Source organism: Jiulongibacter sp. NS-SX5, assembly GCF_052828545.1.
Genome location: NZ_CM128248.1, coordinates 2,176,674 through 2,195,856, shown reverse-complemented (window position 1 = coordinate 2,195,856; position 19,183 = coordinate 2,176,674). Strand labels below are relative to the sequence as shown.

Genomic DNA, 19,183 nt, shown 5'->3' with positions numbered 1-19,183 from the left:
ATTTATTCACCGTAAGCTCTTCTGAGATCCGGCTCATCTAAAATTTCACGAATTGTATTCACTAGAGGCAGGTTTGAGAAAAAGCCTAATGACATTTTACGCTTTTCACGAACTACCTTATTGAGGGGCAACCGCTCATCTAAAGGTTTCATTGAGGCCAGCATCACGCCTATGGCCGTAGAGTATTTTGGTTGAGCCAGCTCTAGTTTGGTGTTAATATCAATATTCACAGTACTATCAGCAATTCTGATTGCCAGCGGCGAGAAAGTCTTGGTGAAAGTAAGTTTGGTTAGGCCTAATCTGGCAATCCCGCCCGTAAGCATAAGTCCATTAGCCAAAAGTCTGGCATAACCACTATCAATCACATCAGAAGCAATAAGTGCAGCTATCTCCTTTAATCTACTTTCTATGACCATAGCCACAGCTTTTTGCAAAAACTGACGGGTAGGCAAACCATTTTTACCTTCTATTTCCAGTACTTCATTGATCTCAATCTCATTGCTTGGCTTTTCACCAGAAGCCCTCATGAGCCTTTCTGCCTGTAGATCTGTAACGTTAAACGCCTGAGCAATATCCTTTATGATGGCTTCAGAACCGATTGGCAAAACATTGGTATAGCGTAAACCGTAGTCTTTAAAAATGCTTACTTCTGTCAGGTGTGCCCCGATATTCACCAATAAGATCCCTGCTTGTCTATCTTCAATAGAAATACACGAAAGAGCATCTGCCATTCCACTATAAACCAGCCTGTCAATCATCACATCGAAGCTGTTCTTGCTGCCTTCTACCATTTCGTAGTTTAGACGCTCAAATGTCTGAAGGTGCTCTTCATAACGGTTTTTTGGAGCATTGATGGCATTGAAAACACAGGTAAGTTTATTGCCGGTAGCACCTTTAGGATATTTACCTACTTTCATTTCATCAATGAAGAAATCGGTAGGCATCAGGTGGAGGTTTTCCTTATTGCTGTCTTTTTTTAGCTGCTTTTTAGTATTGTTTATCAATTCTTCAAGCTCGTAGTTTTTGACTACAAACTTGCTTCCGTCTTTGGTGACGTCCTGCTTAATACTTTTGACGCTAATCTGCTCGTTTGAGAAATTGGTATTGGTCAATACAATCTCCAGATTAGTTTTGATAGAAAGCTCCTGAAGAACCCTTTCTACGGTAAGAGTTACGTTCTCTTTGTTTTTGGCAGAGCCCTTCAGCATAGATTCATAGTCTGAATTATACTGAGCTTCGGCATAGTCCAGAATGGTGATCTTGCCATTCAGATCTTTTTTGCCGGCCACGGCACACACTTTTGAGTTGCCGATATCAAGGCCTACGGAATAAATTGGTTCTTTGCTTTCTTTCATTTTCCTACGGATTTATCAGGATTCACACGTTATTATTCGCATACTACTTGGTTCTTATACTGGATTTTTACGGTTGAGAACTTGTCCCAGCCTTTTACCGGCATAATCTGCTTATAGTATACTTTTAGTTTGTTCAGTTTTGCTTCAATGTTGGTGGGTGCACCAAACTCAATGATATGATCTCCCAGCACAGGTACAAATTTGATATTGCCACTTCTGTCCATGTCTAACTGAGCCATCTGTGCATTCCAGAAATCATCATTTCTGATGGTATGCACCAGTTTCATCAGGTGCTCATCTTCACTGGTAAGGTCTGGTTGTTTATTAAAATATGATCCGGTGAGTAAGAGTACTCGCTCCGTATGGAGTTTAGAAAGTGGGAAATATCTTCCTTCCTCATCTATGTACTGATCTTTACCATTACTTGAAATTACCCGAGCATATGGGATGTAAGGCTTGGCCTTAATATGGATATTTCCCTTTAAGTCTCCGTAGGCTTCACAATGCTCAATCTGCCTGATTTCTTTCACTCTTTTCTCAAGGGTGCTTAGGTCAATATCTGCTAAAAGCATACCTCTTAGTGGCTCATTTCCATTTCTGGTAACGTGCTTCTCTATATCTTCCGTCGAGATATAATACTGATCATTATTATCAATTAGCTCAATGTCAATATTCTTGCAGCGTCTCACGCTCGCTTTGTCATCCACAAATGCGATCAATGAAATCACAACGGCCAGACCAATAAAGGCCAGACTGTAATCTTTGATTTTTGATTTCGGAATATTCATTAGGACAATTGATTTAAAAATTCGTTTGGATCTTCATTAAGCTTAAAATGATCGGCATTTTTAGGCTCAAGATCAGTTTTACAAAGCTCTTTTAGCCTCTTAATATCGATGCTCCATTGACTGCCATCCCAGTATTCAAGGCCTTTGTGATCTCTGATTTTATAGAGTGCCGCTGGTTTATAGGCTGTGCCCAAATAAACGTGTTTCAGCTTATTTTCTTTTGACCAGTCAATAGCTTTCCACATCATGTATTTACCCAAAGAGTGGCTTTTCATATACTCCGTATCAAAGAAGGCAAACCAATAATGAAACATTTCTTCATTGATAGAAGCCAGAATATACCCGAGAACCTTTTCTTCATTATAGAATTTCAGGATATGGGTGCCTATACTACTATCTAAAATGTACTGCCAGCGGTCCAGACTCATATTGTCTGTGCCAATTCTTTCTGTTATATATCCTTCACAAAAGTGTTTAAACTCTGCATTTTCAAGGTCGAATGAGCTTTTCTCAATAACCTCTAATTGAACATTCAAGGGCTCTATTTGACGACAGACCCTGCGATTTTCAGAACTATCAACAAATCTCTCAAGATCTACACGTAAGCTTCTAGCCAGATAAAAAAGCTCTTTTTGGAGATTGATGTTGCCAGTATAGGGTAAGAATCCTTGATCATAAATAGGAGTAAGGTCCTCGGCTCCTTCTCTCATGGCATAGATGGCATATGAGAAAGTATAGCTGCTGTAATCGACGGTATTTTCAGAGAAAAATATTTTCATACTCCTATGATGCTTCTTACTTCTTTGACTATTTCTTTGGCTGCCAATGGCTTGGCAAATTCTTTAATGTTTTGTGTTAAGTTTTGTTGTAACTCTTTATTCTGAAGTAGCTCAATACTCTTGTCCACCAGAGATTCCTGAGCCAGGCTATCTTCTACCATTAGTGCCGCCTGTTTATTGACCAGGCTCATGGCATTCTTCGTTTGGTGATCTTCTGCTGCAGCAGGAAAAGGCACCAGTACTGAAGGTTTAGCCGTAAGGCAAAGCTCAGAAACTGAAAGAGCACCAGCTCTGGAAATTACAATATCTGCTGCGGTATAGGCCTTATCCATTTCATAGATAAAGTCTGAAATATAACAGTCCGTGTATCCTATGTCTGCTGCCGATTGTTTGGCTTCATCAGCAAAGCTTTTTCCTGTTTGCCAGATTAGCTGAGCCTCACTGTCTTTTATTTTTTGAAGGTCATTTTGGATGGCCTTATTGATACTTCTGGCACCTTGGCTACCGCCAATCACCAATATTGTCGGCTTTTGACCTAAACCAAATGCTTCAAGAGAATCCTCTTTATTGACTTCAATGTCTACGATGTCTTTACGTACAGGATTTCCAGTGAAAACTATTTTGTTTTCAGGGAAAAAGCTGCCCATTTCAGGGTAGGCTACACAAATCTTCTCAGCTTTTTTTGCCAAATATTTGTTAGTGATGCCGGCATAGGAGTTTTGCTCCTGTATCAGGGACTTCACACTCATGAAGTTGGCCATCAGAAGTGTAGGGCCACTGGCATAGCCACCTACTCCAATCGCAATGTCTGGCTTGAAGTTCCTTACTGTTTTTCTGGCAAGCCAAAGACTTTTGAAAAGCTTAATCGGAAAAGAAAGGTTGGCCACCATGTTTGACCGGTTAATGCCGGCAATGGGTAAACCAATAATCTCATAACCTGCTTTTGGTACTTTTTCCATTTCCATTTTGCCTTGGGCACCCACAAAAAGGATATTAGCCTCCGGAAGCTGAGCTTTTATTTCATTGGCTATTGCTACAGCAGGGAAAATATGCCCTCCGGTACCACCACCACTGATTATGACGTTCACTTGCTTGCTCATCTGGCCTTGTTAGAAATGGTTTCGTATTGTTGATTTTTTGAGACAGAAAGTACAATTCCGATCGCTATAAAGGTGAAAAGAATTGATGTTCCCCCTTTACTGATTAATGGCAATGTTTGGCCGGTAACTGGGCCTAGGCCAACGTTTATAAACATATGAGCCAAGGCTTGAAAAACAATACTCAGAGTTAACCCAATACTCAAAAGACCGCCAAAGGCCTGTGTAGTATTGGCAATGTTCTTTAGACCACGAGCCAGTAACCAGAGGTATAAAACCATAATGGCCAGGCCGCCAATCAATCCATATTCTTCAATGATAATGGCGTAGATAAAATCAGAATAGGCTTCTGCCATTCTATGCTTGATGGCACTTTTGCCAGGACCTACACCGAAAATACCTCCACGAGCCACAGCGGTAATGGCCTGATCTTGCTGTAAGCTGACACTACCGATATGACCTCCTATAAGGCGATTGCCGTCGAGGTCTTTATTGATAAATGACTCTGTTCTGTTGATGATGGTTTCTGTTCTACCGAAGTCCTTATCGAAGACCACCTTAGTAAATAAACCAATCCCAAAAGCTAGCAAAAGTCCAAATAACACAGATGCACTAAGTCTGAAAATCCATTTGCGAGGTACCCTGCCGATTATCATGATCATAAAGCAGGTTAGTCCCAGAATTACGGAAGTGGAGAAACTGGAAATAGCCAGCATAAAGCAGATCACACCACACCAGATCACTATTGGCATCAGGTGTTTAAACTTATCCATGGCATTCTGCTTTTTGGCAAGCATGGCTGCCAGGTTGGTGATTAATACCAGTCTAACCAAGTCAGATGTCTGGAAGGTAAATGCTCCAAAAGAAATCCATCTTTTGGCACCACCCACTTCATGTCCCATAAAAAGAGTATAGCCTAAAACTAATGGCGAAACCCATAAGAGTATCTTAGCAAAGGGAGCAATGTTCAGGAAATTGAAACGATGAATAACGTAGGTTATGAAAAGACCTACAATGACAAAAAATGCATGCCTGAACATAATCATTTCTGATGTGCCAGAGCTTCTGTAAGCCAGTGCAGATACCGAGCTATATACCGCAGCGATCCCAAAAAAAGATAGGAGAATTGTGATCAACCATATCTGCGGGTCACCCTGCAGGTGGTCTTTTAATTTAAACCCAGTCATCGCACATTTGTTATTAGGAAAAGCAAATACAGCTTAAAAACTTATTGAATGGCAAAGTTTTTAGCATAATCAAAAATACACCTTCTGGATGGTGTATGAAACATATTTTTAAGAAAATTGGGAACCGTAACATAAAAAAAGGGAGATTCGTCTTGAATCTCCCTTTTTGACTTCTATACGAAAATTAGAAAATTACTTCTTCAAAGCGTCTCTGATTTCTGTTAATAAATCGATCTCGCTAGGTCCTTTTGGAGCTTCTTCTACTACCGGCTCAGGCTTCTTCGTTTTGTTATAAGCCTTCACGATGATGAATAAAACTAAACCAACGGTGATCAGGTTAATGATGCTGTTAATCCACTTACCATAACGGATAGCGTTCTCTGGTTTTTCGATAGTACCATCAGCAGCTACTACAGCCTCATCTAATACTACTTTCAGGTCAGCGAAGTCTAGTCCGCCAGCAAAATGGCCAACTATTGGCATTGCTACGTCTGCAACAAATCCGCTTACCACAAGACCAATGGCTCCGGCAAGGATTACGGCTACGGCAAGGTCGATAACATTGCCAGTCATGATGAACTCTTTGAATTCTTTAAACATGGGGTTTTAAGTTTATGGGTTAATAAAAAGTTTAGAGTGCTAATGAGAATCCTGCAGATAGCCCTTGGCTAAGCTGGAATTTTTGTACCTGATCGCTATCATAAATACCAATCAAAGTAAAGTTAACATTAAAATACTTACCAATTTTTGAGGTAGCTATTAAGTTAATGTTATGGTCAATGGGCTTATTTTCGGTTGCGTAAGCTTTGAAAGCCTGGTATCTCCATTTCAGGTTTAAGCCTTCGGTTAAATTCTTGTCAAAGGCCGCTACGGCTTGAATACCTAATTCATTTAGAAGTTTCTTACCATCCAAAACACCGTATGAAGCTACAGTTTCAGTACCGTCTTTTAGTGTGACTTCTTGCTGGGTGTTTTCGAATACTGTACTGTTACCTACAATTGTTTGTCTGATGGTAGCACCTCCCAAAGAAAGTGTGAAATAATCAACCGGCTTATATTCAATGCCAACACCCTCAGATAAGAAAGCAGGGGCGAAAATACTAGAGATAATGTTACCTCTGCTCCCGTCGTCACTGAAATTATAGCCTGGACCAAACTGGCTTAAAAGATTAGCACCTACAAACCAGTTTACTTTTGGAGAAAGAGAACTGGCGTACTTGGTTTCTGCAAAAAGTCGGTCAACACTTTTTCTCAGATCAAGTCCTTTATTTCTTAAAAAGCCATATTGAAACTGGATGTCGTTTGTCCATACACCTTTGCCTTTATGCTTCACAGCTAGGTTGTTAAATAAGAAACCCAGGGCAAAGTTATTTACTCCTCCTCCCTGCCAGCTGTCATTAAATGAAGCTTGTGAGAAGTTAACGGCAAGCTGTGTGTTTCTATCCCACCATCCGACTCTAAGTGAATCTTCTAGGTTTTTTAAAACCACTTCTTGTGCAGATGCCTGGAAAGCGATAACGCTTAAGAATACAATGGAAAATAGTTTTCTCATGATGAATTTTCTAATTGGGGTTTTCTAAGATTTATGTACTATTATTTTTTCTGATTGAAGAACACGAAGTGGGAAAATGGTTTCTGTTTCACCACTTTTTAGAGTAATAGAGGTATTGTCAACTTTGGTAACCTCACCTTTTACCTGGTCTATTTCCAGGATTTGGCCCTCTTCATATCTGTTTTTTGAATAGAAAGAACTGATGATATTCAAAAGAATCTCTTTGGAGGCAAAACCATAACCGATAGAGAAGGATAGGATAATACCTGCAATAAGAATATTGAAACTGCTTTCTAGAAGTGCGGTATTTATTCCGGCTTGTCCTAAGGCCGCAATGACAACAATTACGAGCAAAAAGAAGAACACTGCCAAACCGATCAATTTACCAGAGGCAATATTGAAAGACTCACACAGGCCTACCACAAAGTTCTTTACGGCATCTGCCAATAGTAATCCTACTAAAATCATGATGGCCGCTGCCAGTACTTTAGGGATAAACTCTACCACCATCGCAAACATATTGGAGATAGCTGGCACACCTAAGGTATCTGCGGCTGTAATAAGGAAGAACAAGAAGATGAAGAAGTAAACAATCTTAGAAACTACAGCACTTAGCTTAATATCCAGATTGAATTTCTTAATGGCGTCAATATCATTGATCTTATCACCTATTTTATCAATACCAATTCGTGCAAATACATTTTTGAGTACTGTACTCGCAATTTTGGCTGTAAGCCAACCGACTAATAATATGACCGCTGCTCCAATAAAGTTAGAAGTAAACGAGCTAAAGTTGGTAATCAGATTCTCAAAAGTCTGAATTAGGATGTCTTTGAGATTTGGTAGCTTATTCATTCTTGTCTGACGGTTTTGAGGTTTGTAATTCTTCTAATAGTTTCATTGCTATTCTCATGGGTTCACCCATAAACATATTGGCCATGACCATGGTATCTCTAATAATGTCAATCTCAGATACCAACTCCTTTTTGAGTTTGTCGGCATTCTGAAACTTTTCATTCTTGTTTAAATCGAAATTATTTTCAGCCATTATCTTTTGAATAAGAGTAAAATTTTGAGCACCAGAAGAGTAATTAAAATGACATGCTCTGAGTACAGCTTTTTCATTTTTTCCTTGGTTCTCATTAACCTCATCTTGGTTGCACTTTCAGAAATCTCAAAAGTATCTGCAATTTCCTTGATGCTGAAATTGTCTTGATACTTCATGAGTAGCATGGCTTTCTCATCCGAGGAAATCTGCTCAAGACTCTTCTGTAAACCTTCTTTTTTCATGCTCAGAAGCTCATGATCTACTACTTCTTCTTCAAACTCCATTGGTTCGTCAATGGCGTCTTCTTTGAGTTTTTTATTTTTCCTGAGCATATCCATACAGTAATTGTAGGTGATGGAATACAGCCAGGTGCTAAAACGGGCATTTTCTTTAAACGTCCCTATTTTGGTGATCACTTTAAGGAAAATGTCATGAGCAAAATCCTCTGCTTTGGCCTGATCTTTTATAAAAGAAAGGCATTTCCGATAGACCTTTTCAGAATATCGTTCATAAATCTCCTCAAAATAGAGGTTTCGTTGAGTGCTTACATAAAGCCTTACAAGTTCTTCGTCTTTAATACTGCCAATTTCTTGAGTGCTCATTTATGACACAGCTTTTATGAAAAGTAACGGATAAAATTTAAAAATTTTCTTTGACCAGATTTTAGCAAAAATAAGCTTAATAAGTGAGCTAAACAGTTGGTCTGTACGAAACAAACAAACTTTTTTGTCTATAATGCAATTAAATAGGTAGACAAAACCAGTTCACTTAATTATTACCTCAAATGACAGCAAGAGAATTTTTAGAGACCGTACCACCAAAGGTGGACGCAGAAGAAAATAAAGATTTAAACACAGCCCTACATTTCGACCTTGAAGATGAGCAATATACCATTACTGTTAAAGATGGTGTAGCAGAATTATCTGATGGTCTTAATGGTGAGTCTGAAGTAACACTGAAGGCTAGTCCCGAGAACTTTGTAAAAATAGCCTCGGGTGATATGAACCCAATGACGGCAATGATGTTCGGAAAGCTTAAAGTCTCAAACCCTGGGGCAATGATGAAATACGCTAAGCTTTTAGGCTTTATGTAATGCTCAAACCTGAGCTTGCCTTGAATAAAAGAGAGTTTAAGCCTTGATGGATTTTAAGCTCTCTTTTGTTTTTATCTTCTCTTGTAGTTTTAAAATACCACCAATTAAAGCCTCTGGCCTAGGCGGGCAGCCGGGTACATAGACATCTACCGGTATAACCCGATCCACCCCTTTTACTACATGATAGCCGTGCTCCCAGTACGGGCCTCCACAGTTAGAGCAGCTTCCCATAGAAATCACATATTTCGGGTCAGCCATTTGCTCATAGAGTCTTTTAATTCTATCGGCCATTTTAAACGTCACAGTTCCTGAAACAATCATCAGGTCTGCTTGTCTCGGCGAGTTTCTTGGGAAAATACCGAAGCGTTCGAGGTCATAATTAGAAGCCATCGATGCCATCATTTCAATAGCACAGCAGGCCAGTCCAAATCCTAATGGCCATAGTGAATTAGCCCTGGCCCAGTTGGCAAGTTCATCCAGATTAGTGAGGATTACTTCACCGCCACCATCTTTGATATGCTCACTTTTTTCTAATGACTCAAAACTCATGAATACTTCTCGTTTATCTTTTGATAAGCTTCTAAAGGTATTTTCGGTTCAAAATTGGTGGCTTCCTGTTCTGGTTTGATCCAGTCGAGATGACCTTCTCTCCAGGCATAAACCAGCCCAAGTGCCAGTACACCAATGAAAATAAACATCTCTGCTATTGCATACCATGCCCAGCTTCCGTTGGTCTCTGCAATAAGCTCGGCATTACCAAAAACAGTGGCCCATGGAAATAGAAATACCAGCTCTACCTCAAACAGTAGGAAAATAATAGCTATGATATAAAAACGGATATTGAAACTGATGATAGCATCACCTTCAGCTTCTTCTCCAGATTCATATGAACTACCTTTTTCCTGGTTGGGCTTGTTGGGTCTTAAGAATTTGGCAATTGCCAAAATGACCGTGAGCATAAGGAATGCCCCGATCACAAATAGCAATATAAAGAAGTAGTTTTGAGCCATTGGATACAAACCTACGATAGTGAATTTAAATTACTGCATTACTATGTCTTCTTTTGAAGATAAATCATCTTTTTTGTATCCATGAATTAGCTATTGTGTCAAAAAGTAAAGGTTAGAGCATCTTTTTGAGGTGTTTCACCGTAGAAATTGATATGACGAGAAAGGTAGGATTCTTCATCATTTTATTGCTGATAAGTGTTGGTCAGGTTTGGTCCCAACAAAGTGCCTCTGCGGCTCAGATTGTATGTTTGGCTGATCATTCTGATGTTTTAATAAGTACTCAGGCATTCTCTCAAAATAAATTAAAAACAGGAGCCACTAGTTCATTAGAAGTGACTTATGAAAACTTCCCAACGGCTGCAAAGGCTGCCTTTGAATATGCGGCCAGTATTTGGGAGAGTATTTTGGTGTCTCCTCAGCCTATCAGAATAATAGCAAGTTGGGAGAGTTTACCGGGTAATACCCTGGCTTATTCAGGTGCTACACAAATTTTCAGAAACTTTTCGGGTGCTCCTTATAACGATGTCTGGTATGTGGTGGCCCTGGCTGAGGCTTTGGGAGGCCGGGATCTGAATGGTGGTGATTATGATATCAATATCACGATGAATGATAATATCAGCTGGTCGTATGCTACTGACGGTTCTGTTTTTGAAGGGAAGTTTGATCTGGCTACCGTAGTTCTACATGAAATAGCCCATGGTTTGGGATTTTCTTCTTCCTTGAAGCTAGATGATACAGCCAATGAAGGTCAATGGGGACAAAGTGGCTATCCTTATATATATGATCTTTTTGTGCAAAATGCTCAAAATGTACGTCTTCAGGATACCAATGCTTTTGAGAACCCTTCTGATGAATTGAAAGATGAATTGCTGAGCAATGAAATTTATTTTCGAGTTTCTAACACAAATTTCTCAGATAACCCGCCTAAACTTCATGCTCCATTCAATTATAAGGAGGGGAGAAGTATCTCGCATCTTGATGAAGATCAATATCCTGCTGGAACACGATATTCCCTAATGTCTCCTACGGTCAATAGCTCAGAGGCATTGCATAAACCTGGAGGTATTATGCTAACCATGCTGCATGAAATGGGCTGGACCGTAAATAATCTTAATGAGTTTTCAGTTCTGGCCAAAGAAGAGACTTTACCTGTCTTGATTTATCCGAATCCTTCCTCAGAGTCTGTTTCTGTAGCTATACCAAGTAGTTTAAGATCAGATAGTTCACAACTTGAATTATGGAGCACATCCGGTCAAGTGCTGTCCACATGGCAATTTGACACGGTCAAACAAGCCACCCCAAAAATTGATATCTCCAAACTCCCATCAGGAAGCTATCTTTTGAAGATTATTTCAAATCAGCAGCTCATCACAAAGCGGCTGATGAAGTTTTAGAATCTTTAAAGATCATCAAGCCAATGATGGTCAGAAGTCCATTTAGCAGAAGGTTCTCAAATCCAAATTTATAGGAAGTGTAATTCTCAATCAGGTACACTGCAAAGTACGTCAGAATAGGTGCAGCTATGCATATATATGGCACTGCTTTATCATAAACGCCTCGCTTAGTATAAATACCATAGGCAAAGAGCCCAAGAAGAGGACCATAGGTGTAACTCGCGATCTGGAAAGTAGCAGAAATAACATCTGTACTGTTTAGCGAATGGAAAATGAGAATAACCACGAAAAAGATCAGCGAAAATGAAATGTGTGTGATGTTTTTCAAACGCTTTCTCTCTTTTTCTTCACGCTTATCAAAGTTCAGGAAGTCTACACAAAAAGCTGTGGTTAGGGCCGTCAATGCGGAATCTGAACTGGCATAAGTAGCAGCAGTAATACCTATCAAAAATGTAACGGCTACCAATACTCCTCCCGTGCCCAATTCAAAAGAACCAAAATGCTTTAAAGCCATCATTGGGTATAAGTCATCTGTTTTGGCTGGGATGTCTATCCCTTCTTTCTGAGCATAGATGTACATGAGAGCTCCCAGGCTTAGAAACATAAGATTTACAATCACCAGGACTATGGTAAACCAAAGCATGTTTTTTTGTGCTTCGCCAATATTCTTACACGTCAGGTTTTTTTGCATCAGATCCTGATCAAGACCAGTCATTACAATAGCAATGAAAGCACCGGATAAGAACTGTTTAAAGAAGTTTTGAGAGTCTGCCCAGCCCCCTTCAAAGAAAAATATATCAGAGTAGGAGCTTTCTCCTACGGTACTTATAATACCTGAAAAGTCAAGCCCCATTTCTTTTGAAATCAAGAAGATAGTCAGAGCTACAGCCGTGATCAAAAATGTGGTTTGAAGCGTGTCTGTGATAACGATAGTCTTTATCCCTCCTTTGAAAGTATAAACCCAAATGAGGGCAATGGTGATGAGAACAGATAGCCAGAAGGGTACCCCAATGGGATCATAGATGGCGATCTGCAACACCATAGCGGCTATATAAAGTCTTACAGCGGAGCCCAATGTTCTACTGAGTAAGAAAAACGCTGAACCGGTTTTGTAAGACCAGAATCCAAAACGTTTATCGAGATAGGTGTAAATCGAGATGAGGTTCAGTCTATAGTAAAGAGGCATTAAAACCGTAGCTATAAAGAAATAGCCAAGGGTGTAGCCCAGTACCATCTGAAAGTATGAGAAGTCTTTTGTACCTACTGCACCGGGTACTGAAATAAAGGTAACGCCCGATAGTGAGGTCCCGATCATCCCGAAGGCCACCAAATACCACGGCACTTGTTTGTCTGCCGTAAAGAAGCTATTGGTGTCAGCCCCTTTAGAGGTTCTGATTGAGATAAAAACTAAAACCAGGAAATAGACGACAAGGATAGTAATGGCCAGACCTGCTGACATAAGCTTTTCAAATTTTTGGCTCAAAGATAATGATTTACCTGAACGGCTTTTTTTGATAAATTTGTAAAATGAAAAATGTATTGATGATGAATACACAGGAAGAACCTGAGATAGAAATACAGGATGTGGTGGAGGAGGTTATTGAGAATGTCAAACTCTGGAGTTTGGTGGTCTTTAATGACGATGTAAATACATTTGACCATGTCATAGATACACTGGTGGATGTGTGTGATCATGCTCCCGAGCAGGCCGAGCAATGTGCCTGGATTATCCATTTAAAAGGGAAATGTGGAGTAAAGAATGGTGACTATGAAGATTTAGTTGCCAAAAGAAACGAAATCTGCCGAAGAGGAATCTCAGCAGAGGTTATGATGAAATAAGCTAAAGTCTGATCAAAACGCTTTCCATTGAATTACCCCTCAAAACTCATAGAAGAAGCTGTAAACGAGATTTCTAAATTGCCTGGAATAGGTAAGAAGTCCGCTTTGCGATTAGCTCTGCATTTACTTAAAACTGATCAGAGTAAAACAGAGATGCTCTCCAAGGCTCTGATAGACTTGCGTACCAAGACGCAGTATTGCAGGCAGTGTCATAATATATCTGATGCAGAGTATTGTCAAATTTGTACTTCTGTCAATAGAGACGAAACGCAGATTTGCGTAGTGCAGGATACCCGTGATGTATTGGCAATTGAAAATACGGCTCAGTATAAAGGTCATTATCATGTTTTGGGAGGAGTAATATCGCCCATTGCTGGTATAGGACCAGCAGATTTGACCATTGAAAGTCTGATTAGAAGAATCAGGGAAAAGGGAGGCGAGGTAAAAGAGGTTATTTTGGCTTTGCCACCTACCATGGAGGGTGATACTACTGCTTTTTATATTCAAAAGAAGCTGGCAGAGTTTGAGATAACGATAAGCACTATAGCCAGAGGAATACCAATAGGGGGTGATTTAGAATATACCGATGAAATAACCCTGGGTAGAAGCATAATGAGTAGAACTATCTCAAATATGCAGTAAGTCACCGACTGCGGTGATAAAAGTATTATAGAAGTACCAACGAAACCCTTATTTTTGGGTGATTTAAGTATTTGATTTATGAAAGAACAAGAGCTTTTAGATAGCATTCCTTCGGTGGATTTAGCTGATTTTACCAGCGGAAATCCAGAGCTGAAGCAAAAGTTTGTGAATGAAATAGGGGCTGCTTTTACCAATATTGGTTTTGTGGCTGTCAAAAATCATGGACTGTCAGATGAGCTTAGAGAGAAGCTGTATGATGCTGTGCAAAAATTCTTTTACCAGGATGATGAGCTCAAAACGAAGTACGAGTTTCCCGAGTTAGCTGGTCAAAGAGGCTACATTGGAAAGAATAAAGAGACAGCAAAAGGTTTTAAAAAACCTGACTTAAAAGAGTTTTATCATATAGGTCAGCTCAATCCCCGAGAAGATATGCCTGATAATATCTTTCCTGCGGAGGTGCCTGATTTTGAGAAATATACCACAGAAACTTTCAAGACATTTGAGAATACAGGAAGGACATTGCTGAAAGCCATTGCTCTTTACTTAAATCTACCTGAGGATTATTTTGAGGAGAAAGTTTACCAAGGAGATAGCATTCTGCGAGCATTGCATTATTTCCCGATTGAAAATCCCGAACTATTAGAAGAAGGTGCAGTAAGAGCTGCAGCTCATGGTGATATTAACCTCATAACCTTACTAATGGGAGCTTCGGCTGATGGCTTACAGGTGCTGAGAGCAGATGGCGAATGGATTTCTGTTACGGCACTGCCAGACCAGATCGTGATCAATGTAGGAGATATGCTGGATAGACTGACAAATCATAAGTTAAAGTCTACGATTCACCGAGTTGTCAATCCTCCTGTAGAGAAAATGAAAACCTCTAGATTCAGTATTCCGTTTTTTATGCACCCGAGAGCAGATATGGATCTAACTTGTCTGGAGTCTTGTGTGACGGCGGAGAATCCGAAGAAATATGTGGATATGACGGCAGGTGAATTTTTAGATGAACGATTAAGAGAATTAGGACTAAAAAAATAAACAATTAAACTTTATGAAAAACTTACTTTTAGCTTTAGGTGTGGCAGTAATGATGAGCTCGTGTAGTAGCTCCTCAGAATCAGAAGAAAGCACTACAGAAGCAGCCGAAGCCACGGCATATTCTTTTGATACAGAAAGTACAAAACTAACCTGGACGGCATTTAAGACACCTGAGAAAGTAGGAGTGCCTGGCTCATTTGATGATATTAGTATTGATGGTAACTCGTTTACAATCAACACATACTCCGTAAATACTGGTGTGCCAGATAGAGACATGAAAATAAAGCAATTCTTTTTCGGCAACCTTTCTGATTCTTTAATTACTGGTTCATACGGAGCTGCTGCAGAAGGTAAAATTCCTGTTACACTTTCCATGAATGGAGTAGAGAAAACTTTCGATTTTGACGTAGTTGAAACAGATACTACCACTGTAGTCAGTGGAACGATTGATATTATTTCAGACTTCAGCGGTAATGCTGCTCTTGAAGGTATTCACGAAGCTTGTAAGGAACTTCATATGGGTAAAACCTGGTCTGATGTGACTTTAGAAGTAGTTCAAGCTAAATAGATAGAATCTTATGATCTGTCGAAAAGAGGATTGACCTTAAGCGGGTCGATCCTTTTTTTTGTTAGATTGTTCTTTCAATATTAACCTTTTGAAGAAAACCCGTCAGATACGCTATTTCATCTTTCTTAAAGATGTGCTGGCCATTGCTATAACAGGCTTTGGTGGGCCTAATGTGCATTTGACCATGTTTATCAAGAGGTTTGTGATCAAGCGTGGATACCTCACTGAGGCCGAACTAATGGAACTTCAGGCTTTATGTCAGATACTCCCGGGGCCCACTTCTACGCAAACTTTAACTGCCATAGGCTTTAAGCTTGGTGGCCCGCTTTTAGCCTACCTGACTTTATTGGTTTGGATACTGCCGGCCACATTGATTATGGCATGTGCGGCCCTGGCGGTAACATTTATTGATAGTGATTATCTGCTTCAAATTACTCGATTTATAAAACCAATGGGGGTCTCGTTTGTTTTTTATGCTGCTTATATCATTGGTAGAAAAGTAATAAAAACTAAAACGAGCTGGATGCTCATGGTGGCGGGTGCTGGTTTGGCCTTTTTATACAGGTCTCCGTATATCACGCCTTTAGTGATTTTGCTGGGAGGTATAATCGCCGCTTTTAAATACGATAAACAAGAGAAGTTGGAGAAATATCCACTGCATATTGATTGGGGTAATTTTCTATTGTGGGCCGGAGTATTTATTGTTGCCATAGCTGTAGGTTCGTTTACACAAAACTATCCCGTACGATTATTTGAAAACTTCTATCGTAACGGTAGTCTGGCTTTTGGTGGTGGGCATATCATGAAACCACTACTTTATAATGAGTTTGTGGAATTTAAACATTATTTGAGTTCAGACGAATTTCTCTCTGGGATAGCCATTAGTGAACTAGTGCCGGGACCTACATTCTCCATAGCTTCTTTTGTGGGTTCATTATCGATGCGAGAATGGGGAGTAAGTGGACAGTTTTTAGGTGCTGGTATAGCCGCCTTAGGTATTTTTCTGCCCGGTATACTGATGATTTTCTTTGTGGTAAGGTTCTGGAATCAGCTGAAGCAATATCGGGCAGTAAGAGCTTCTCTTGAAGGAATCAATGCTTCAAGTACTGGGCTAACGATAGCGGCAGGTATTAGCCTTTTTGAACCCATGTCTGATAATATGCTGTCGGTTTGGACAGTTTTCGTTACATTTATTGTGTTGATAACCACCAAGGTACCTTCGTATATAGTTATCTTGTTTGGCCTTCTTTTGGGTGTACTACTTAACCTATAAATCATGCGACAAAATCTATTTTCAGGTACCAGATGGGAAGAAGAAGTGGGGTATTCCAGAGCTGTAAAAATCGGCAATATCGTGGAAGTGAGTGGTACGGTTTCAGTAACAAACAGTGGTGAAATTGTTGGAGAAGGAGATCCTTATCTTCAGGCTCGCTTTATTTTTATGCGTATTCAGAATGCCTTAGAATCACTCAATGCCGAGGTAACTGACGTCATACGAACCAGAGTTTACCTTCGTAACCTCGATGATTGGGAAAAAGTAGGCAAAGCTCATAAAGAGTTCTTCGGCGAAGTAAAACCAGCCAATACATTTATTGCTGTGCCTACAATGATCAATGACGCCTATCTGGTGGAAGTAGAGGCGACCGCTGTTTTACCTAGATAAGACTGTTTTTGATAGCAAAAGCAACCAGACTCGCCGTATTATGCACACCGAGTTTTTCCATGATACGGGTTCTGTGACCATCCACGGTTCTTGGGCTTAAGAATATTTTATCTGCAATTTCAGCAGTAGTAAAACCCTCACAAATTAGTCTCAAAACCTCAAGTTCTCGTTCAGACAGGTCTGTTTTATAATTGAAAAATTTACCGGATCGTTGACGAGTTTTTATGGTGGCTTTATTCAGCATCACACGGCTTACAAATTCAGTAAAATAGATTCCCTTTTTGTATACTTTGTTGATGGCCTCTTCCAGTTCGTCCGGGTCCGTGTCTTTCAAAAGATATCCGTTTGCCCCAGTTTCCAGCAGGTGAAGAATAAATTGATCTTCATCATGCATTGAAAGGATGATGATTTTAGGTTCCTGCCTTTCGTTCTCTCTAAGTTTTTCTGTGACTTCAATGCCGTTCATCTCTGGCATATCCACATCCAGAAGCACTACATCCACATCGGTGCCTTCCAGCTTTTGAAGAAAGTCCTGACCATTTTCGGCCTCCAGAACCACCTCTAATTCCTCAGATTGGTTTAATATCTGTACCAAACCTGCTCTAAAGAGATTGTGATCGTCTACTACTGCAATTTTTATCTTATTCATGGCTATTATTTTTTAGTGGAAGTTTAATGTCTACACGGGTTCCTTTTTGTGGTTTTGAAAAGAAATCACAGGTACCGTTTACTACGTTTACTCTTGAAATGATGTTGCCCAAACCTAAACCAGACTTAAGATCAGCAGACTTGGCTTCGAAATCAAAACCTATTCCATCATCAAGGTATTTCAGATTTAGTTCATTCTCGGTTCGTTCTATTTGAACATTGATTTCGCTGGCCTTGGCATGTTTAAGTGCATTATTGATGAGCTCTTGTACCACTCTGTAAATAGTAAGCTCAATCCCTTCGTCCAGTCGCTCTAGAGAATCTAAGCCTGAAACTTCCAGATGAATTTCAGTAGAACTGGCTCTACTCATCTTCTCTGTAAATTCAAAGAGGGCATCGCTTAAGCCAAATTTTTTAAGAGTTCTTGGTGTAAGGTCTTTTGAGAGGCTTCTAACTTGAGACAGTGCCTCTGTTACAAGCTCTTTTGAGTTGTTTAGTCCTTCTAAGTATTCCGGATTTTTTTTGAGACTTCTGCCGAGCAATTGGATACTCAACTTTGAGGCAGAAAGGAGTCCACCAATATCGTCATGAAGGTCTTTTGAAATACGATCTCTCTCGGCCTCCTGAACTTCAAGAGAGTTTTTGAGCAGTCGTTTTTGGGTTCGGGCCTCTATTTCCTGGAGTTCTTGTTGTTGCCTTATCTGTAGCCTAAATTGCTTCTTTTGGTAAAAGACAATAAAAGCAATAAGGCCAACTGCCATAAACATCAAAATGATGATAGCAATGAAAATAGCAAATGCTTCAAAATTATTCATGGCTGCTAACTTTTGAGACCCAAAAACCATAAGCGGCTAGTAGGGTAAAGATTATTTTTAAAGAGAAATTCAGCAAAGTATAATACTCATAAACGGTATCGTTTGCTGAAGAATATGAAATCGTAATCTCCTCAAAAACAAAGATAAGTGCGGTGCCGCATGCCATCAACATCAGTCCCGAATTTATCCAAAAAGCGGGGTATCTTAGAATATTGCTGACTTTGAGTTCTTCTAATAACTTGAAAAAAAAGTGAAAGCAGAGTCCGATAAACATGACTCGGTGTACCACTTTAATCCATGACGAATACTCTGAAAAATTAAAGTCAAAAAAAGCTGCAATTGCTGAAATAGCCAGCAATCCATACACGATTTTTTTTGGTGGATTTTCTTTTAAAAAGTTGAATGAAATAATGAGCAGCCAGGCAATGATTATTTCCTGAAGGTTTATCCAGAAGTAATTGTTTTCTCGCCTCAAGGCTTTTTCCCATATGACTAAATCAGTTAAAGCATAGGCGAGAAAGACCAACCAGATCACTTTGAGGTAAACATAAAAATGTTTCCAGCGAATCAGTCCCACAAAAAAAGGAACAAGTACACAAAAACTCTCTGGTATTAAAATCGGGTACTTTCCCGCCAATTCTATAAATCTATCAAACACAGGCTTTTA

General features: G+C 39.7%; 24 protein-coding genes. 8 read left to right on the top strand and 16 right to left on the bottom strand.

All coding sequences use genetic code 11. The annotated features are described in order from the left end of the window. Nucleotides 1-2: 2 nt before the first annotated feature. From ACUXV0_RS09765 to ACUXV0_RS09720, 10 genes are all read right to left on the bottom strand, one after another. Nucleotides 3-1,355, bottom strand: coding sequence for a cell division protein FtsA (locus ACUXV0_RS09765; protein ID WP_446189364.1), 1,353 nt, complete (start codon nucleotides 1,353-1,355; stop codon nucleotides 3-5). A gap of 32 nt (nucleotides 1,356-1,387) precedes the next feature. Next, the gene (locus ACUXV0_RS09760; protein ID WP_446189363.1) at nucleotides 1,388-2,143 is read right to left on the bottom strand and encodes a cell division protein FtsQ/DivIB; all 756 of its coding nucleotides are present in this window, start codon (nucleotides 2,141-2,143) and stop codon (nucleotides 1,388-1,390) included. Beyond that, nucleotides 2,143-2,922 (bottom strand): GNAT family N-acetyltransferase, encoded by a 780-nt coding sequence (locus tag ACUXV0_RS09755; protein WP_446189362.1) that lies wholly within the window; start codon nucleotides 2,920-2,922, stop codon nucleotides 2,143-2,145. The genes ACUXV0_RS09760 and ACUXV0_RS09755 overlap by 1 nt, the downstream gene beginning before the upstream one ends. Further along, the gene (gene murG / locus ACUXV0_RS09750; protein WP_446189361.1) at nucleotides 2,919-4,022 is read right to left on the bottom strand and encodes an undecaprenyldiphospho-muramoylpentapeptide beta-N-acetylglucosaminyltransferase; all 1,104 of its coding nucleotides are present in this window, start codon (nucleotides 4,020-4,022) and stop codon (nucleotides 2,919-2,921) included. Before murG ends, ACUXV0_RS09755 begins: the two co-directional genes overlap by 4 nt. Beyond that, nucleotides 4,019-5,206 carry an FtsW/RodA/SpoVE family cell cycle protein gene (locus ACUXV0_RS09745; protein ID WP_446189360.1) on the bottom strand — a complete coding sequence of 396 codons (1,188 nt, stop codon included), beginning with the start codon at nucleotides 5,204-5,206 and terminating at the stop codon, nucleotides 4,019-4,021. The genes murG and ACUXV0_RS09745 overlap by 4 nt, the downstream gene beginning before the upstream one ends. A gap of 192 nt (nucleotides 5,207-5,398) precedes the next feature. Next, nucleotides 5,399-5,806, bottom strand: coding sequence for a large conductance mechanosensitive channel protein MscL (gene mscL / locus ACUXV0_RS09740; RefSeq protein WP_446189359.1), 408 nt, complete (start codon nucleotides 5,804-5,806; stop codon nucleotides 5,399-5,401). 31 nt (nucleotides 5,807-5,837) lie between these two features. Beyond that, on the bottom strand, nucleotides 5,838-6,758 hold the full coding sequence (locus ACUXV0_RS09735; protein WP_446189358.1) for a DUF3078 domain-containing protein: 921 nt from the start codon (nucleotides 6,756-6,758) through the stop codon (nucleotides 5,838-5,840). A gap of 24 nt (nucleotides 6,759-6,782) precedes the next feature. Beyond that, a complete protein-coding gene (locus ACUXV0_RS09730) occupies nucleotides 6,783-7,613 on the bottom strand; it encodes a mechanosensitive ion channel family protein (protein ID WP_446189357.1) in 831 nt (276 codons plus the stop codon). Next, nucleotides 7,606-7,806 (bottom strand): hypothetical protein, encoded by a 201-nt coding sequence (locus ACUXV0_RS09725; protein ID WP_446189356.1) that lies wholly within the window; start codon nucleotides 7,804-7,806, stop codon nucleotides 7,606-7,608. The genes ACUXV0_RS09730 and ACUXV0_RS09725 overlap by 8 nt, the downstream gene beginning before the upstream one ends. Next, on the bottom strand, nucleotides 7,806-8,408 hold the full coding sequence (locus ACUXV0_RS09720) for an RNA polymerase sigma factor (protein ID WP_446189355.1): 603 nt from the start codon (nucleotides 8,406-8,408) through the stop codon (nucleotides 7,806-7,808). Before ACUXV0_RS09720 ends, ACUXV0_RS09725 begins: the two co-directional genes overlap by 1 nt. Nucleotides 8,409-8,590: 182 nt before the next feature. On the opposite strand from ACUXV0_RS09720, the gene ACUXV0_RS09715 reads away from it, so the two are divergent. Continuing rightward, entirely contained in the window at nucleotides 8,591-8,899 is a 309-nt protein-coding gene (locus ACUXV0_RS09715; RefSeq protein ID WP_446189354.1) for an SCP2 sterol-binding domain-containing protein, read from the top strand. Nucleotides 8,900-8,935: 36 nt separating this feature from the next. Here ACUXV0_RS09715 and ACUXV0_RS09710 read toward each other — a convergent pair whose 3' ends face one another. Together ACUXV0_RS09710 and ACUXV0_RS09705 are read right to left on the bottom strand one after the other, a co-directional pair. Further along, a complete protein-coding gene (locus tag ACUXV0_RS09710; RefSeq protein ID WP_446189353.1) occupies nucleotides 8,936-9,448 on the bottom strand; it encodes an NADH-quinone oxidoreductase subunit B in 513 nt (170 codons plus the stop codon). Beyond that, on the bottom strand, nucleotides 9,445-9,909 hold the full coding sequence (locus tag ACUXV0_RS09705) for an NADH-quinone oxidoreductase subunit A (protein ID WP_446189352.1): 465 nt from the start codon (nucleotides 9,907-9,909) through the stop codon (nucleotides 9,445-9,447). Before ACUXV0_RS09705 ends, ACUXV0_RS09710 begins: the two co-directional genes overlap by 4 nt. Nucleotides 9,910-10,061: 152 nt before the next feature. Here ACUXV0_RS09705 and ACUXV0_RS09700 point away from each other — a divergent pair, with 152 nt between their 5' ends. Then, on the top strand, nucleotides 10,062-11,303 hold the full coding sequence (locus ACUXV0_RS09700) for a T9SS type A sorting domain-containing protein (protein ID WP_446189351.1): 1,242 nt from the start codon (nucleotides 10,062-10,064) through the stop codon (nucleotides 11,301-11,303). On the opposite strand, the gene ACUXV0_RS09695 is transcribed toward ACUXV0_RS09700, so the two are convergent. Beyond that, on the bottom strand, nucleotides 11,278-12,762 hold the full coding sequence (locus ACUXV0_RS09695) for a sodium:solute symporter (protein ID WP_446192808.1): 1,485 nt from the start codon (nucleotides 12,760-12,762) through the stop codon (nucleotides 11,278-11,280). The two genes, ACUXV0_RS09700 and ACUXV0_RS09695, sit on opposite strands and share 26 nt — an antisense overlap. 68 nt (nucleotides 12,763-12,830) lie before the next feature. On the opposite strand from ACUXV0_RS09695, the gene ACUXV0_RS09690 reads away from it, so the two are divergent. From ACUXV0_RS09690 to ACUXV0_RS09665, 6 genes are all read left to right on the top strand, one after another. Beyond that, the gene (locus tag ACUXV0_RS09690) at nucleotides 12,831-13,142 is read left to right on the top strand and encodes an ATP-dependent Clp protease adaptor ClpS (protein ID WP_446189350.1); all 312 of its coding nucleotides are present in this window, start codon (nucleotides 12,831-12,833) and stop codon (nucleotides 13,140-13,142) included. Nucleotides 13,143-13,169: 27 nt separating this feature from the next. Then, nucleotides 13,170-13,784, top strand: a complete 615-nt coding sequence (gene recR / locus ACUXV0_RS09685) for a recombination mediator RecR (RefSeq protein ID WP_446189349.1) — start codon at nucleotides 13,170-13,172, stop codon at nucleotides 13,782-13,784. 78 nt (nucleotides 13,785-13,862) lie between these two features. Further along, entirely contained in the window at nucleotides 13,863-14,822 is a 960-nt protein-coding gene (locus ACUXV0_RS09680) for an isopenicillin N synthase family dioxygenase (protein ID WP_446189348.1), read from the top strand. Nucleotides 14,823-14,835: 13 nt separating this feature from the next. Next, nucleotides 14,836-15,390, top strand: coding sequence for a YceI family protein (locus ACUXV0_RS09675; RefSeq protein ID WP_446189347.1), 555 nt, complete (start codon nucleotides 14,836-14,838; stop codon nucleotides 15,388-15,390). 88 nt (nucleotides 15,391-15,478) lie between these two features. Continuing rightward, complete coding sequence (chrA, locus tag ACUXV0_RS09670) at nucleotides 15,479-16,663, top strand: chromate efflux transporter (protein WP_446189346.1); 1,185 nt, start codon at nucleotides 15,479-15,481, stop codon at nucleotides 16,661-16,663. A 3-nt stretch (nucleotides 16,664-16,666) separates the two neighbouring features. Next, the gene (locus tag ACUXV0_RS09665; RefSeq protein WP_446189345.1) at nucleotides 16,667-17,053 is read left to right on the top strand and encodes a RidA family protein; all 387 of its coding nucleotides are present in this window, start codon (nucleotides 16,667-16,669) and stop codon (nucleotides 17,051-17,053) included. Here the strand turns inward: ACUXV0_RS09665 and ACUXV0_RS09660 are convergent. Genes ACUXV0_RS09660 through ACUXV0_RS09650 form a run of 3 tightly spaced genes read right to left on the bottom strand, consistent with a single transcriptional unit; the run spans nucleotide 17,046 to nucleotide 19,174 of the window. Beyond that, a complete protein-coding gene (locus tag ACUXV0_RS09660) occupies nucleotides 17,046-17,702 on the bottom strand; it encodes a response regulator (RefSeq protein WP_446189344.1) in 657 nt (218 codons plus the stop codon). The two genes, ACUXV0_RS09665 and ACUXV0_RS09660, sit on opposite strands and share 8 nt — an antisense overlap. Further along, the gene (locus tag ACUXV0_RS09655) at nucleotides 17,695-18,516 is read right to left on the bottom strand and encodes a sensor histidine kinase (protein ID WP_446189343.1); all 822 of its coding nucleotides are present in this window, start codon (nucleotides 18,514-18,516) and stop codon (nucleotides 17,695-17,697) included. Before ACUXV0_RS09655 ends, ACUXV0_RS09660 begins: the two co-directional genes overlap by 8 nt. Then, nucleotides 18,509-19,174, bottom strand: a complete 666-nt coding sequence (locus ACUXV0_RS09650; protein WP_446189342.1) for a hypothetical protein — start codon at nucleotides 19,172-19,174, stop codon at nucleotides 18,509-18,511. Before ACUXV0_RS09650 ends, ACUXV0_RS09655 begins: the two co-directional genes overlap by 8 nt. Between the last annotated feature and the right edge of the window lie 9 nt (nucleotides 19,175-19,183).